Below are 14,475 nucleotides of genomic sequence, written 5' to 3'. Positions count from 1 at the left end.
GCAGTGAAGATCTGTTTGATTGATGAATCGGGCGCCGGAGACGGCGCCTTGTCGCATCTGGCGCAGCGCTGGCAGCTGGAGCATGACCAAGGCTGCGTGCTGGCGCTGGTGCAGACGCCGACGCACCTTGAACTGCGCAAGCGCGACGAGCCGAAGCTGGGCGGCATTTTTGTCGACTTCGTCTCCGGCGCGATGGCGCACCGCCGCCGCTTCGGCGGCGGACGCGGCGAGGCGGTGGCGAAAGCGGTTGGCGTGAAGAGTGGTTATCTGCCGGACGTGGTGGACGCTACCGCCGGATTGGGACGCGATGCCTTCGTGCTGGCGGCGATTGGCTGCCGCGTGCGCATGCTGGAGCGTCATCCGGTCGTGGCGGCGCTGCTGGACGACGGGCTGCAGCGCGGCTATCAGGATGCGGAGATCGGCGGCTGGCTGCGCGAGCGGCTGACCCTTATCCATGCGCCCAGCGCGCAGGCGCTCGGCGATATTACGCCTGCGCCGGACGTGGTCTATCTCGATCCGATGTATCCCCACCGGCAGAAGAGCGCGATGGTGAAAAAAGAGATGCGGGTGTTTCAGTCGCTGGTCGGCGCCGACGAGGATGCCGATGCGCTGCTGGAGCCGGCGCGCCGTCTGGCAAAAAAACGCATCGTGGTGAAGCGGCCCGACTATGCGCCGCCGCTGGCGGGGGTCGCGACGCAGTCGGCGGTGGTGACCAAAAGCCATCGCTTCGATATTTATCCGCCGCTCGGCCGGGAAATATAATTCTCTAACTGCATTAAATAAAAAGCGTGCCTGGCGTAGCGTCAGGCACGCTTAAAGCTGCCATGCTTAACTGCTCATTTAATCTCAGCGTCTGTGCTGAAAAGATGAAATTAAATCAGGAAGCCAGTTTAGTCAGAAAGCTTGAAAAGGAGGTCAGAAAACCTTTCGCGATGCTTAGGCCGAAAGCTTTATAAGACAGGCCGATCTCTTCTTCCAGAACCGTCGTCTCGGTCAGGGTTTTAACGGTGCTGTCGAGCAGCGTAGAGACCTGGGACAGCGCCTCGTTCACGTTGTTGATAAAGGTGCTCAGGCCAGCGCCGCTAACGGCGGCAATTTCAGTCTGATTAATTTCTCTCATAATCAATATCCTTATTTGGTATTTAAGCCATTAAATAGCGCTTTATCCGCCGCGCATGCAGCAGCGAAAGCAGGTTGAATATAAAGAGCGTGAGCCATCTTGCATATAGTAAAATATTTAAAATCACTCTTTTGATATAAATAATTAACTAAATAGCCGACTGTTAATACATTGCTGATATTACAGGTGGGTTTCTTTGTGCAGAGCGGGAAGATATTGTCAAGTAAATAGCGCGGACTGGCTGTCGTACGACAGCGCGCTATTATCGTCTGTTTTTTTGTTAATTAGCTTAAATAAGCGTGCTGGATGCGTTACGCGTAATAAAGAAATAGTTTTGTTTTACGTAATCAGGAAGCAATAAAAAACCGAGAGCGCGGGTTCGACACATGACGCGCCGCCTGAATGGCCAAAAAAAAGCCGACTCGCGCCGGCTTTTTCTCTGCAGTTATTCGTCTTCTGCGTCGCGCAGCGGAACGATCAGCATATCAATATGCACGGTGTTAATCAGCTGGCGCGCCGACGACATCAGCTTGCTCCAGAAATCCTGATGGTGGCCGCACACCACTAAATCCACGTCATATTTTTTAATCGCATCGACCAGCACCTGGCCGAGATCGCCGCTGCCGCTCAGGGTCTCGCTGATAGGGTAGCCTGCTGCATCCGACAGCCCGCGCAGCGCGGTATGCGTCTCTTCCGAGATACGCTTCTGCATATCGCCCAGATTGACGTCAATCAGGCCGGTATAGAGATCGGAGTAGTTCACGTCGACGTGAATCAGCGAAATTTTGGCGTCATAGGGGCGCGCCAGCGAGACGGCTTTATCCACCAGCAGCTGGCTTTCGGGAGAAAGGTCTACCGCAATCAGGATATGTTTATAAGCCATGATAAAACTCCTTTCACAAGATTCAGGATGGCGACCTGTCTTCCTCTCGCGTCATTGCCTGCGCAATCCTTTACGCGAACGGGCGATATTTGTCACCAGTTGTTCTGTCGGCGTTCCCGACAGATAGTTGTTATGCCTTTAGTATAGCGGCGACGGTTAACAAATGCTGCGGTACAGGCTTCTGTTGTGAATAAGATCAAGGCTTAGCGCCTTTTTCGCTCGCGGCGAACGAAAATCATCGCTGGAAAAGAGTTAAAAACTTCTCCTACACTACAAATTAACGGTGGTACTTCTCAGGTGCCGACCGCGTAAGCTTGTCAAAAAACAGAGATCTGTTCAGGTCATTCAGTGGTCGGCTTTTCCCGTGGAGCATGAAGCGCAGCCGCGCTTCATCCCGTCTCCGCGGCTCCAGCTGGGAGGGAAATATGATCAGCACTATCGCGCTTTTCTGGGCTCTTTGTGTGGTGTGTATTGTGAATATGGCGCGCTACTTTTCTTCTTTGCGCGCGCTGCTGGCGGTGCTGCGAGGCTGCGATCCCTTACTCTATCAGTATGTCGACGGGGCCGGCTTCTTTACCTCGCACGGTCAGCCGAGCAAGCAGGTGCGGCTGGTGCGTTATATCTGGGCAAAACGTTATCTCGACCATCATGACGAGGAGTTTATTCGTCGCTGCGAGCGGGTGCGCGGTCAGTTCATCTTAACCAGCGCCTTGTGCGGGTTAGTGATTCTCAGCCTGATTTGTCTGGCGATCTGGCACTAGAAATAAAAAGGGCGACCTGCGTCGCCCTTTATTTTTGCGTGGCTTACACCAGCTTCAGCGCCAGCCAGTAGAGGCTGCCCGACAGCACAATACAGACCGGCAGCGTAAAGACCCACGCCATGGCGATATTCTTGATGGTGCGGCTCTGCAGCCCGCCGCCGTCCACCAGCATGGTACCCGCCACCGACGACGACAGAATATGCGTGGTCGAAACCGGCATGCCCGTATAGCTGGCGATACCGATGGAAACCGCCGCGGTGACCTGCGCCGACATGCCCTGCGCGTAGGTCATGCCTTTTTTACCAATCTTCTCGCCAATGGTGGTTGCGACGCGACGCCAGCCGATCATGGTGCCGATGCCGAGCGCCAGCGCGACCGCCATAATGATCCATACCGGCGCATACTCGATGGTGCCCAGCAGATCGGTTTTCAGCTTGCCGAGGAAGCGTTTATCGTCGGCGCTGGTTTCCGGCAGCTTGGCCGCCTTATCGGCGGTATCGGCGATGCACAGCAGCAGACGACGCATCTGGCTGCGCTGCTCGACGCTAAGCTGGTCGTAGCTTTGCAGGTTGGTGTTCAGCAGGCCCTGCGCGCGCTGTACCGCCTGCAGCGCACGGGCGCTGTCGCAGTGGAACTCTTTCGGGCCAGATGGCATCTCTTCCGGCGTCGGCAGGGCAGGCGGCGCCATCTGAATGATATGCGTCAGCGCCTCGCTGTGCTGCTGATAATACTGTTCGAGGTGATTGACCGCGTCACGCGTGCGCGTGATGTCGTAGCCGCTGGCGTTCATATTGACCACGAAACCCGCTGGCGCGACGCCAATCAGCACCAGCATAATCAGGCCGATGCCTTTCTGGCCGTCGTTGGCGCCGTGCGAATAGCTGACGCCGATTGCCGAGACGATCAGGGCAATACGCGTCCAGAACGGCGGCTTTTTCTTGCCGTCGATTTTTTCGCGATCAGCGGGCGTCATATGGATGCGCGCGCGCTTTTTGGTGCTGCTCCAGTAGCGACGCAGCAGGAAAATCAGGCTGCCTGCGATGATCAGACCGACAATCGGCGACAGAATCAGCGACAGGAAGATATTGATGACTTTGGGGATATTAAGCGCGTCGATCACCGAGGTGCCGGTCATCAGCGCGTTGGTCAGGCCGATGCCGATAATGGCGCCGATCAGCGTGTGCGAACTGGAGGCCGGCAGACCGAGATACCAGGTGCCGAGATTCCAGATAATCGCCGCCAGCAGCATGGAAAAGACCATCGCCAGCCCGTGCGCGGACCCAACATTTAATAACAGATCGGTAGGAAGCATATGCACGATAGCGTAAGCGACGCTTAAGCCACCAAGCAGGACGCCAAGGAAGTTAAATACGCCCGCCATCACCACAGCAAGCTGTGCGCGCATCGCGCGGGTATAGATCACCGTGGCAACTGCGTTGGCCGTGTCGTGAAAGCCGTTGATTGCTTCATAAAACAATACAAACAGCAGGGCAAGAACCAATAACAGGCCGGTACTGAGGTCAAGACCAGCGAACAAATGTAGCATACACATTACGCCATTTTGAGGACATGAGCGCGGCGCATTATCTGCGACAACGCAGGGTATGGGAAAGCAAAATATAGCCTTGTTTTGACTTAAGAATGTCTAAAGTTGCCTGGTTTCTCCTAAAAGTGCCGTAAAATGAACCGTTTACATTATGACATAATTACGACAAATTTTTGACGCTGGCGTCATGCAGAGCAGACCTCTACAATCAGCGCCTCTTGAAACAGGCGGGACGAAGGCAGTGGAAAAGTTTGACGTTATTATTATCGGCGCCGGCGCGGCGGGACTGTTTTGCGCGGCGCAGGCCGGGCAGCGAGGCCGACGCGTGCTGTTGCTGGATAACGGCAAAAAGCCCGGGCGCAAGATCCTGATGTCAGGCGGCGGGCGCTGCAACTTCACCAATATGTACACCGATCCGGCCGCCTATCTGTCGCACAATCCGCACTTCTGCAAATCCGCGCTGGCGCGCTACACCCAGTGGGATTTTATCGATCTGGTTAACCGCCATAAGATCGCCTACCACGAAAAGACGCTGGGGCAGCTCTTCTGCGATGACTCGGCGGCGCAGATTGTCGATATGCTGATGGCGGAGTGCGAAAAGGGCCAGGTGACGCTGCGTCTGCGCAGCGAGGTGCTGAGCGTGACGCGCGAAGCGTCTGGCTATACGCTGCAGCTCAACGGCGCGACGGTGCAGGCGGAAAAGCTGGTGATCGCCAGCGGCGGACTCTCTATGCCGGGCCTGGGCGCCACGCCATTCGGTTATAAGATTGCCGAGCAGTTCGGTCTGAAGGTCTATTCGGCCCGCGCCGCCCTGGTGCCTTTTACCCTGCATAAGCCGCTGCTGGAGCGGCTACAGACGCTCTCCGGCGTCGCGATCGATACCACCATCGAGGCGCAGGACGGCACGCTATTCAAAGAGGCGATGCTCTTCACCCACCGAGGCCTCTCCGGTCCGGCGGTGCTGCAAATCTCCAGCTACTGGCAGCCGGGTGAGCACGTTACCGTCAACCTGTCGCCCGCCACCTCGATAGAAGAATTCATTCACGCGCAGCGCGAGGCGCATCCGAATCTGAGCCTGAAAAATAGCCTGGCGAAGCTGCTGCCGAAACGACTGGTCGAGGTGTTGCAGGAGCTGGGGCAGGTGCCGGACGTCACCCTGAAGCAGCTTAACGGCAAGCAGCAGGCCGAACTGGCGCAGACGCTGCACCAGTGGCGCGTGCAGCCCAACGGCACGGAAGGCTATCGCACCGCCGAGGTGACGCTGGGCGGCGTCGATACCAAGCTGCTCTCGTCGAAGACGATGGAAGCCCGCGACGTGCCGGGATTATATTTTATCGGCGAGGTGGTGGACGTGACCGGCTGGCTGGGCGGCTATAACTTCCAGTGGGCGTGGAGTTCAGCCTGGGCGTGCGCGCAGGCGCTGTAACGCGCGTCGGGCGTCGATTCCGGGCTTTTTCGCGGCCTGGTCGACGCCTTTTTTAAATCCGATTTTACCCCGCATTAACGCCATTTTACCGCCTTATTCTCCCTCTGCCGCTTCGCTAATTAGCTGACTCGCAATACTTTTAGACTAATCCGCCTGGCGCGTTTGTCGCCCCGATTTCATACTTCTGATTTACCACAGAGGAGATTAGCCCCCAATGCTCACCTTTATGCGTTCCCTGTTTTCCAGCCCCGAGAGCTTTATCAGAGGCATGTCACGTCAGGATCTGAATGAATCCATCGCCGACGGCGAGCGCATCATTATCGATGAAGACGGCAACGCTTCGGTAAACGTGCTGAGTGAGGAAGTGCATGAGGATTTCGCCCGCCACGTCGAAACGCTAAAAGGAGTTTAAGATGGGTACGGCGATATTCATGGTGCTGATGGTCTGCGGCTACTGGTACACCAGCCGCGATCTCTCCAGCCGGTTTAAAATCCGTCGCAGCTTCGGCTGGGATGTCTATTTTCTGGTGGCGCTCTACGGCTGCATTTTTGTCCTGCAGGGCATGCTGGCGACCGCCATTATCTGGCTGCTGCTGTTGATTATCTCCAGCGTCGCCAACGCGCTGCAGGTGGTGCCCGGCGAACATCTGCGCTGGCAGATGGAGTTTATGAACTGGAGTTTCCTTGGCATCCAGGCGCCGGTGGTGGTGATGCTCGCCTTCGCGGTGCTGTTCTGCATGTACCGCTCAAACTGGTCGGCGAGCGCGCGCCTTAACAGCAGCGGACGCCAGGATCTCTATCAGCAGCTCTCTAAATCCAACGGCGTTGAGCAACTGCTTTACCAGTGCATGCAAGAAGGCGAACTGGCGTGGATTACCCTCAAGTCGCGCCGTATCTATATCGGGATGGTGCATGCCGCCACCTTTGAGTATGAGAACACCGCCAATATCGTGATTATTCCTATGCTCAGCGGCTATCGCGACAGCAAAACGCTTAGCATGTCGATTGAACATAACTACAGCCGCTGGTACGCCGAGCACGGCATCACGCTGACTTCCGAACCGAAAAACGCTATGGCGTTTCGTAAAGTGCTGATGGTGGATCAGATTGAGAGCCTGTCGCTATTTGATCCCGCCAGCGCCAGTTCGCTGGCGATGACGCACCATGACGGCGTGCCGATGGAGGTAGAGGGCACCTTTACTCCACATTCTCCGCCGTAAACAGCCGTAGGGCGACGTTGCCGTCCCGATAGATATCGGGCTGATAGCCGCTCTCCAGATGACGCAGCAGCAGTTCGATCGCCAGACGCGCGTGCTGCTGCGCGTTCTGATCCAGCGCAAAGTCCAGCTCATTATGACGCAGCAGCTGACGCGTAATCGAATAGAGTTCGTGGGTGATATAGCCGCACCGGCCAAGAAGTTGATGGGCGCGCAGCGTTTCGCTCACTTCGCTGTTGCCCATACCGGTGTTATACAGGCCCGCCACGTGCTGGGACTGCGCCAGACTCTGGTCCAGCAGCGTGCGGATGGTGTCGCGCTGATCGAGGCCGAAGAGTACTTCGCGTAGATGACGCTGCGGCGCGCGCTGCATCATTACTTCGCGAAATCCTGCGATACGCTGACGATGCGCCCAGTAATCGAAGCGACCGCTCACCATCACAATATCGCCTGGTTGATGCACCACCTTGCTCATCAGCAAACCAGCGGTGCGGCCCGCCTGATACTGATCGATACCGACATGGCAGAGGCGATCCGCGTCGGGCAGGTCGGTGACAATAGTAATAACCGGCACGCCGCGGCTGCGGCACAGCGCCAGCGCACGATAGATGGGCGGGTAATCATGGCCGAAAACGATGATGCCGTCGCGCGTGCTGCTGCGCGCGATAATGCTTTGCGCCAGCTTGTCCGGCTGCGACTCCGCGACCAGCGTTTTGTGCAGCGTAATACGCCGATAACCCAGTTCGCCCGCGGCCTCGCTGAAGTAGCGCACCAGCTGCTGGAAAAACGACGAGCCGTTATTGCTGAGAAATACTTCTATTTGCCATGGATGACGATACTCCTCCGGCAGCAGCCGCTTGAGTCCGATGTCGCGCGCGGCTTTTAATACCTTGCGCGTCGTCTCCGGGGATACGCCGCCGCGTTCGTTTAATACCCGATCGACGGTCGCGATGCCGACGCCCGCTATTTTTGCCACCATCTCAAGGGTGAGTTTTTTCATTATTGCTCCAGGCATAACTTTATTTGTCATGCCGTTACCGCTGCGTGCTTTAAACGGGCGCCGTTTTACCGGCAGGCGTCTGATAAATATGGTCGCCATTTTAATAAGCGCGCCAGACGTTGCGCTAGCCTGATTTAATGAAATTTTATGTCGCAGTAAAACGTGCGTTAATTCTGGCGAAAAATGCAGCGAATAAAGGGTAGAGACTAACATTACGATCGTTATTTCAGCAGCCATTCATCACGCATGTTTATAATGTTGCGGGTAGTGTGGGTTTTAACCTAATGAAAAATAGATAGTTATAGCCATTTATGATGGCTTTCCATCAACGCTGCGCTTTCCGAAAGTAGGTTAAAAATTTATGATTATTTTGTTGTTAATTAATGGATAGCGCTTTTTCTTATTAACAATCAGCCTCTGGGCGGAACAGAGCTTTCCGCCGCTGAGCAGGACTCATAATAAAAACAATGACGCTGTCGCCAGATAAAAGGCGCGCAGGAGATAACTATGCCCGAAATAGTCTATCTGGCATGGTTTTCTTTCCGTTAAATAAATCAATGCCGTTAATGTGATCAATTTGTTGGCAGGGAAAATATGAAACGCAGAGAGTTTCTCACCTCCGTGGCTGCCCTGGGCGTGGCGTCGTCGCTGCCCATCGCAAAAGCTGAAACCGTTCAGGGCGGTCAACCCTGGGAACCCGGAAAAATCAATACGCCGCCGGCGCCGCGCAAAGGCGGCCTGCAATACCTGACGCAGCACGAGTTCGACACCGTCGGCGCTATCGCCGAACGCTTTATTCCCGCTGACGCGCTGAGCATCAGCGGCAAAGAGGCGGGCTGCGCTATTTTTATCGATCGCCAGCTGGCGGGCGATTACGGCAGCGCGGCGGCGGTCTATCGACTGGGCCGCTTTGTGAAAGGCACGCCTGAGCAGGGACCCCAATCGCCGCTGACGCCCGCGCAGCGCTACCGACAGGGTCTCGCCGCGCTTGATGCCTACACGAACAAAAAATTCAGTCAAACCTTTGTGGCGCTGAGCGGCGACCAGCAGGATGAACTGCTGCGCCGAATGGAGGCGAACCAGCTCGATCTGGGACCGGACGTAGAGACCAAAGTTTTCTTCGAATTGCTGCTGCAAAACGTGCGGGAAGGCTTTTTGTCCGATCCCCTCTACGGCGGCAACAAAGAGATGGCGAGCTGGAAAATGATCGGTTTTCCCGGCGCGCGCTACGACTTCCGCGACCTGATTGGTAAAAAAGGGAAGAAGCTCAACATCATCCCAACCAGCCTGATCGACAACACCCTTTGACTCTTCAGTCTGACTGAGCAGTGAGTTAACACATGCAAAATATTCGTCCAAAAGCTGACGCCGTGATCGTCGGCCTGGGTTGGTGCGGCTCGTTAATTGCCGAAGAGCTGACGCGCGCCGGCCTGAATGTGGTCGCCATCGAACGCGGCCCGTGGTTTGAAACCGCCACCGATTTTCCGCCCTCTATCGACACCGACGAGCTGCGCTGGGATACCCGCCGCAGCATGCTTTTGCCGCCTGCGGTGGAGACCACCACCTTCCGTAACCATCGCTCAGAAACCGCGCTGCCGACGCGTGAATGGAACCTGAACGAGCTGGGCTATAACGTCGGCGGCTCCGGTACGCACTGGGCCGGTATGGCCTGGCGCTTTACGCCGTGGGATTTCCAGCCTTACACCCAGACGGTCGCGCGCTACGGCAAAGAGAAGATCGCTAAGGGCGTGATCCTGCAGGACTGGGGCGTGACCTACGACGAGCTGGAGCCGTTTTACGATCGCTTCGAGAAGATCGCCGGCGTCTCCGGCAAGGCGGGCAGACTCAACGGCGAAATCGTGCCTGACGGCAACCCCTTCGAAGGCAACCGCAGCAGCGACTATCCGCTGCCGCCCCTGGAGAGCACGCGGCTGACCGACCTGTTTCGCGACGCGGCGAAATCTCTTGGCCAGCATCCTTTTATGGTGCCCGCCGGGCAAACTTCGCGTGCCTACGTGAACCCGCTCGGCGTGCGCATGGGGCCTTGCACCTATTGCGGCTACTGTCTCTATTACGGCTGCGGCAACTTCTCCAAATCCAGCCCGAACGCCTGCGTGATCCCGGCATTGATGCAGCGTGAGAACTTTACCGTGCTGACCGATTCCGCCGTGGTACGCGTGAATAAGGCGGAAGACGGCAAAACCGCCACCGGCGTCACCTATATCGACAAGAACAAGAAAGAGTGGGTACAGCCTGCCGATATCGTGATCCTGTCGGCGTTTCAGATGCAGAACGTGCGCCTGCTGCTGCTGTCGAAAATCGGCCAGCCTTACGATCCGGAAAGCAAAACCGGCACGGTAGGGCGCGCTTATAGCTTCCAGACCGTCTCCGGCGCCAGCCTCTTTTTCGAAGATGAATACCTCAACCAGTTCATCGGCGCTGGCGCGCTCTCACAGCAGGTAGACGACTGGAACGGCGATAACTTCGACCACAGCGACAAAGATTTTATCGGCGGCGCCGGGATTCTGGTAGTGGCGCGCGGCGCGCGTCCTATCGGCAACGCCGATGCGCTGCCGCCGGGCACGCCGCGCTGGGGCAAGGAGTGGAAAAAGGCCTATACCCACGCCTTCCAGAACGCCACCTTTATCTTCGGCCAGGGCACCAGCTTCTCGCACGAAGATTACTACCTCGATCTCGACCCGGAATACAAAGACGACAACGGCAATCCGCTGCTGCGCGTCACTTTCGACTACAACGAAAACGACCGCCGTTCGGCGAAGTTTATCGAAGAGAAGAGCGTCGAGATCGGTAAGGCGATGGGGGCGAAAACCGTTATCGGCACCAACTCGGCGGCGGGCAAATATTCGCCCTACAACTTCGCCAGCGACCACACCATCGGTGGCGCGGTGATGGGCGTCGATCCGAAAACCAGCGTGCTTAACCGCTATCAGCAGAGCTGGGATATGCACAACCTGTTTGTGCTTGGCGCCTCTTCTTTTCCCAACAATGCAGGCTACAACCCAACCGGCACCATTGGCGCGCTCAGCCTCTGGACGGCGAAGGCGATTATCGATCGCTACCTGAAAAATCCCGGCCCACTGGTAAAGGTGTGATATGAAAAAAACAACCCTTGCAGGCGGCGCGGCGGTGATCGCAGGCGTTATCGCCGCAGGTTTGCTGTGGCAAAACGGCGATACCTCTGCCGATGACGTGGCGGATAACCAGACGCTGACCAGCCAGCCGCCCGCGGCGGCGGATGCCGCGGCGGTGGCGCGCGGCCGATACGTAGCGATAGCGGGCGACTGCGTGGCGTGCCATACCGCGCCGGGCAGCAAAGAGGCCTTCGCGGGCGGCTACTCGATCAGCACGCCGTTCGGCGGCATTTATGCCAGCAACATTACGCCGGATAAAGAGACGGGTATCGGCAGCTGGACCGAACGCGACTTCTACCGCGCGGTGCGGCACGGCAAAGGCAAAGAGGGCGAACATCTTTATCCGGCGATGCCCTACAACGCCTACGTGAAGGTCAGCGACCAGGATATGCACGACCTGTGGATGTACATGCGTTCGGTAAAACCGGTGCGCTACAGGGTGCCGGAGACCAATCTGGGTTTCCCGTATAATATTCGTCTGGCGATGATGGGCTGGAATCTGCTTTTCTTCCGCAACAGCGGCTTTGAGAGCGATCCGGGCAAGTCCGCCGAGTTCAATCGCGGCGCCTATCTGGTCGAGGGGCTGGAGCACTGCGGCGCCTGCCATACGCCAAAAAATCTGCTCGGCGGCGACACCGGCGACTATTTGCAGGGCAGCAACCTCAGCGAGTGGCACGCGCCGGACCTGACATCGAACCGCGATGTCGGCATCGGCAGCTGGAGCAAAGAGCAGATTGTGGACTACCTGAAGCTGGGCAGCAATCACGTCGCGGTGGCGTCCGGCCCGATGGCGGAAGCGGTCACCAACTCGACGCAGCATCTGAGCGACGCCGATCTGCGCGCCATCGCGACCTATTTGAAAGCGCAGCCCGCCTCTGCGACGCAGCTGCCTCCGCCGCAGGCCCGCGACAGCGCGCAGATGAAAATGGGCGAGAATGTCTATAGCGCCAACTGCAGCGCCTGCCACAACAGCGACGGCAAAGGGATCCCGAACCTGGCCGCCAGCCTGGCGAACAACCCGGGGCTGCTGGCTGACGACGCCTCCTCCATCATCACCACGGTGCTGCAGGGCGGCCGCGGCGCGGTCACGCAGGGCAATCCCACCAGCGGCGCGATGCCGAGTTTTGCCTGGAAGCTGACGGACGAGCAGGTTGCGGCGGTATCGACCTATATTCGCAACAGCTGGGGCAACGCCGCGACGCCGGTGAAAGCCGACGAGGTCGCTGGCAAGCGCAAGCTGCTGAAGCTGCCGGAGCAGATGGCAGCGCACTAAACAGATAAGGCGGCGCAGGCCGCCTTTTTTACACCCCGTGCTCTCACTGCGGTTAATTTCTTCTCTCGCCTTCTGATCCGCTCATCAGGCTATAAGCTGTTTAAGTCACTTCATCAGAGAGGAACGGATATGACAGGCAAAGCATTAGTTATCGGTGCCTCGCGCGGCATCGGTCTGGCGGTGGTCAAGGCGCTGGCGGCCAGGGGCTGGCAGGTCACGGCCACCTGGCGCAGCAGCGCGCCGGAGGCGGACGCCCGGTGGCACGCGCTGGATATGACCCATCAGGATGAGGTGCGTCAGCTGGCGGAGCGGCTTAAAGACGAAACCTTCGATGCGATCCTGATCAACGCCGGCATTTCCGGCCCGTCGCATCAGAATCTGCTGCAGAGCAGCGACGAAGAGCTGGCGCAGCTGTTTTTGACCAACGCCATCGCGCCGGTGCGCAGCGCGGAAGCTCTGCTGCCGCTGCTGGCGAAGCAGAACGGCGTCATCGGCTTTACCACTTCGATTCTCGGCAGCCTGAACGAGAACGATACGGCGGCGATGCCGATCTACTCCGCCAGCAAGTCGGCGCTTAATATGCTGAGCCGCGCGCTGCTGCCGCAGATTAACCAGCATAACGCGACGCTGCTGTCGCTGCATCCGGGCTGGGTGAAAACCGATATGGGCGGCGACTCCGCGCCGGTTACGGTCGAACAGAGCGGCGAAGGACTGGTGCAGCAGCTGGAGGCTTATCGCGGACGCGGCGGCCATCACTACGTGGACTATGCCGGGCAGCTTTTGCAGTGGTAAAACAGGGCGCGCCAGCGTCTTTTTTGCATCTGCATCGGCGAAACACTACACTCGCGGCATAGTCTGACAAGGAGTTAGTATGTCTCAGTCCCTTCAGCGTAAGCCGCTGCCGCTGCCTGGCGGCCACAATAAAGTCCTGTTGCACTCCTGCTGCGCGCCCTGTTCGGGCGAGGTCATGGAGGCGATGCTGGCGTCCGGCATCGATTACACCATTTTCTTCTATAACCCCAATATCCATCCGCTGAAAGAGTACGAGCTGCGCAAAGAGGAGAATATCCGCTTCGCTGAGCAGTTCGGCGTGCCCTTCGTCGACGCGGACTACGATCGCGATAACTGGTTCGAGCGTGCAAAAGGCATGGAGTGGGAGCCGGAGCGCGGCGAGCGCTGCACCATGTGTTTCGACATGCGCTTCGAGCGCACCGCGCTCTATGCCCATGAACATGGCTTTCCGGTGATCACCAGTTCGCTGGGCATCTCGCGCTGGAAGAACATGCAGCAGATCAACGACTGCGGCGCGCGCGCTGCAAATCGCTATCCCGATATGATCTACTGGGATTTTAACTGGCGTAAAGGCGGCGGATCGGCGCGCATGATCGAAATCAGCAAGCGCGAGCGTTTTTATCAGCAGGAGTATTGCGGCTGTATCTATTCGCTGCGCGACAGCAATCGTCATCGCGTGGCCAGCGGGCGTGAACGCATTAAGATCGGCGTGCAATATTATACGCCGGACGAAGAGTAGAGAAATAAAGGGCGCAGCAGTCGCCCTTTATTTCCTGCGGTAACGGCAGAGTTTAGCGCAGGCCATTACAGGCCTCGGCGGTGTCGATATTGCGAATATCCAGACGCGAAGAGGTAAAGCGTTTGTGGTTGTTGACGGCGGGCTGCGCCTGTCGACAAAGCTCGCAGGGATTAATATTGCCTTCCAGCAGCGCCTGTGTTTCTGGATCTAACTGACGTTTACGACAGACGTAAGGCGTACAGCCCATCACCTGCTTAAAAGAGCGCGTGAACGATTGCTGGCTTTCGAAATGGTATTTCATCGCCAGCGTAATAATCGGCGTATTGCTGCTTTTCATGGGTCATGCCGCCAACTTAATGAATTAATGTATGAAGGTGTTTCTAAGGAGCGCCAGAGGCTGCTGTTTCTATCACCTGTCCCTCCTATTCAGCTACTGACGGGGTGCTGCGTAACGGCACAAGCCCAGCCGAACACAAGCGCTATCCCTGCTCGCCCCACAGTAAAACACAGACACGGCAGTCCACTTACCCACCCTCCCAACCCGGTACGCAGCAAAAACTCATCAA

General features: G+C 57.3%; 15 protein-coding genes and 1 pseudogene. 11 read left to right on the top strand and 5 right to left on the bottom strand.

The window, feature by feature from the left end; all coding sequences use genetic code 11:
* The first annotated feature begins 3 nt into the window (after positions 1 to 3).
* A complete protein-coding gene (gene rsmJ / locus B3229_RS00080) occupies positions 4 to 762 on the top strand; it encodes a 16S rRNA (guanine(1516)-N(2))-methyltransferase RsmJ (RefSeq protein WP_286867539.1) in 759 nt (252 codons plus the stop codon).
* A gap of 115 nt (positions 763 to 877) precedes the next feature.
* Here the strand turns inward: rsmJ and B3229_RS00075 are convergent, their stop codons facing one another.
* Together B3229_RS00075 and uspA are read right to left on the bottom strand one after the other, a co-directional pair.
* Complete coding sequence (locus B3229_RS00075) at positions 878 to 1,120, bottom strand: hypothetical protein (RefSeq protein WP_033753320.1); 243 nt, start codon at positions 1,118 to 1,120, stop codon at positions 878 to 880.
* A 445-nt stretch (positions 1,121 to 1,565) separates the two neighbouring features.
* Positions 1,566 to 2,003, bottom strand: a complete 438-nt coding sequence (uspA, locus tag B3229_RS00070; RefSeq protein WP_033753318.1) for a universal stress protein UspA — start codon at positions 2,001 to 2,003, stop codon at positions 1,566 to 1,568.
* Between the two features lie 425 nt (positions 2,004 to 2,428).
* Here uspA and uspB point away from each other — a divergent pair, with 425 nt between their 5' ends.
* Positions 2,429 to 2,764, top strand: a complete 336-nt coding sequence (gene uspB, locus B3229_RS00065) for a universal stress protein UspB (protein ID WP_033753315.1) — start codon at positions 2,429 to 2,431, stop codon at positions 2,762 to 2,764.
* A 43-nt stretch (positions 2,765 to 2,807) separates the two neighbouring features.
* Here uspB and pitA read toward each other — a convergent pair whose 3' ends face one another.
* Entirely contained in the window at positions 2,808 to 4,310 is a 1,503-nt protein-coding gene (gene pitA, locus B3229_RS00060; protein ID WP_048783186.1) for an inorganic phosphate transporter PitA, read from the bottom strand.
* 241 nt (positions 4,311 to 4,551) lie between these two features.
* On the opposite strand from pitA, the gene B3229_RS00055 reads away from it, so the two are divergent.
* The 3 genes from B3229_RS00055 to B3229_RS00045 all read left to right on the top strand — a co-directional run bounded on the left by B3229_RS00055 (position 4,552) and on the right by B3229_RS00045 (position 6,956).
* Complete coding sequence (locus tag B3229_RS00055; protein WP_286867536.1) at positions 4,552 to 5,736, top strand: NAD(P)/FAD-dependent oxidoreductase; 1,185 nt, start codon at positions 4,552 to 4,554, stop codon at positions 5,734 to 5,736.
* 214 nt (positions 5,737 to 5,950) lie between these two features.
* Positions 5,951 to 6,148 carry a hypothetical protein gene (locus tag B3229_RS00050; RefSeq protein ID WP_033753308.1) on the top strand — a complete coding sequence of 66 codons (198 nt, stop codon included), beginning with the start codon at positions 5,951 to 5,953 and terminating at the stop codon, positions 6,146 to 6,148.
* Position 6,149: 1 nt separating this feature from the next.
* Positions 6,150 to 6,956: a hypothetical protein gene (locus B3229_RS00045; RefSeq protein ID WP_048783183.1), complete on the top strand. Its 807-nt coding sequence runs from the start codon at positions 6,150 to 6,152 to the stop codon at positions 6,954 to 6,956.
* Here the strand turns inward: B3229_RS00045 and B3229_RS00040 are convergent.
* Positions 6,934 to 7,953 (bottom strand): LacI family DNA-binding transcriptional regulator, encoded by a 1,020-nt coding sequence (locus B3229_RS00040; RefSeq protein ID WP_286867533.1) that lies wholly within the window; start codon positions 7,951 to 7,953, stop codon positions 6,934 to 6,936. The genes B3229_RS00045 and B3229_RS00040 overlap by 23 nt on opposite strands.
* A 594-nt stretch (positions 7,954 to 8,547) precedes the next feature.
* Here B3229_RS00040 and B3229_RS00035 point away from each other — a divergent pair.
* The 5 genes from B3229_RS00035 to B3229_RS00015 all read left to right on the top strand — a co-directional run bounded on the left by B3229_RS00035 (position 8,548) and on the right by B3229_RS00015 (position 13,909).
* The gene (locus B3229_RS00035) at positions 8,548 to 9,261 is read left to right on the top strand and encodes a gluconate 2-dehydrogenase subunit 3 family protein (RefSeq protein ID WP_048783179.1); all 714 of its coding nucleotides are present in this window, start codon (positions 8,548 to 8,550) and stop codon (positions 9,259 to 9,261) included.
* 32 nt (positions 9,262 to 9,293) lie between these two features.
* Entirely contained in the window at positions 9,294 to 11,066 is a 1,773-nt protein-coding gene (locus B3229_RS00030) for a GMC family oxidoreductase (protein ID WP_048783177.1), read from the top strand.
* A gap of 1 nt (position 11,067) precedes the next feature.
* On the top strand, positions 11,068 to 12,378 hold the full coding sequence (locus B3229_RS00025) for a c-type cytochrome (protein ID WP_048783175.1): 1,311 nt from the start codon (positions 11,068 to 11,070) through the stop codon (positions 12,376 to 12,378).
* A 129-nt stretch (positions 12,379 to 12,507) separates the two neighbouring features.
* Entirely contained in the window at positions 12,508 to 13,170 is a 663-nt protein-coding gene (locus B3229_RS00020; RefSeq protein ID WP_286867532.1) for an SDR family oxidoreductase, read from the top strand.
* Positions 13,171 to 13,249: 79 nt separating this feature from the next.
* On the top strand, positions 13,250 to 13,909 hold the full coding sequence (locus B3229_RS00015) for an epoxyqueuosine reductase QueH (RefSeq protein ID WP_033753289.1): 660 nt from the start codon (positions 13,250 to 13,252) through the stop codon (positions 13,907 to 13,909).
* A 145-nt stretch (positions 13,910 to 14,054) separates the two neighbouring features.
* On the opposite strand, the pseudogene B3229_RS00010 reads toward B3229_RS00015, so the two are convergent.
* Positions 14,055 to 14,246 (bottom strand): annotated as a pseudogene (locus B3229_RS00010) (AraC family transcriptional regulator); the annotation flags it as partial.
* A gap of 71 nt (positions 14,247 to 14,317) precedes the next feature.
* On the opposite strand from B3229_RS00010, the gene B3229_RS00005 reads away from it, so the two are divergent.
* Positions 14,318 to 14,475: IS1 family transposase (locus tag B3229_RS00005; RefSeq protein ID WP_349679541.1), on the top strand; the 158-nt coding region annotated here is incomplete at its 3' end.

Origin of the sequence: Pantoea sp. UBA5035 (genome assembly GCF_002415245.1) — a bacterium.
Lineage (GTDB): Bacteria > Pseudomonadota > Gammaproteobacteria > Enterobacterales > Enterobacteriaceae > Pantoea > Pantoea septica.
Note: the sequence above shows the minus strand (reverse complement) of the source record. Positions and strands in the feature narration are given on the sequence as shown.

Excerpts from the sequence above, each read along its gene's own strand:
- B3229_RS00075 (WP_033753320.1), bottom strand. The coding sequence starts at position 1,120 with ATGAGAGAAATTAATCAGACTGAAATTGCCGCCGTTAGCGGCGCTGGC.
- uspA (WP_033753318.1), bottom strand. The coding sequence starts at position 2,003 with ATGGCTTATAAACATATCCTGATTGCGGTAGACCTTTCTCCCGAAAGC.
- uspB (WP_033753315.1), top strand. The coding sequence starts at position 2,429 with ATGATCAGCACTATCGCGCTTTTCTGGGCTCTTTGTGTGGTGTGTATT.
- pitA (WP_048783186.1), bottom strand. The coding sequence starts at position 4,310 with ATGCTACATTTGTTCGCTGGTCTTGACCTCAGTACCGGCCTGTTATTG.
- B3229_RS00050 (WP_033753308.1), top strand. The coding sequence starts at position 5,951 with ATGCTCACCTTTATGCGTTCCCTGTTTTCCAGCCCCGAGAGCTTTATC.
- B3229_RS00045 (WP_048783183.1), top strand. The coding sequence starts at position 6,150 with ATGGGTACGGCGATATTCATGGTGCTGATGGTCTGCGGCTACTGGTAC.
- B3229_RS00040 (WP_286867533.1), bottom strand. The coding sequence starts at position 7,953 with ATGAAAAAACTCACCCTTGAGATGGTGGCAAAAATAGCGGGCGTCGGC.
- B3229_RS00035 (WP_048783179.1), top strand. The coding sequence starts at position 8,548 with ATGAAACGCAGAGAGTTTCTCACCTCCGTGGCTGCCCTGGGCGTGGCG.
- B3229_RS00030 (WP_048783177.1), top strand. The coding sequence starts at position 9,294 with ATGCAAAATATTCGTCCAAAAGCTGACGCCGTGATCGTCGGCCTGGGT.
- B3229_RS00025 (WP_048783175.1), top strand. The coding sequence starts at position 11,068 with ATGAAAAAAACAACCCTTGCAGGCGGCGCGGCGGTGATCGCAGGCGTT.
- B3229_RS00020 (WP_286867532.1), top strand. The coding sequence starts at position 12,508 with ATGACAGGCAAAGCATTAGTTATCGGTGCCTCGCGCGGCATCGGTCTG.
- B3229_RS00015 (WP_033753289.1), top strand. The coding sequence starts at position 13,250 with ATGTCTCAGTCCCTTCAGCGTAAGCCGCTGCCGCTGCCTGGCGGCCAC.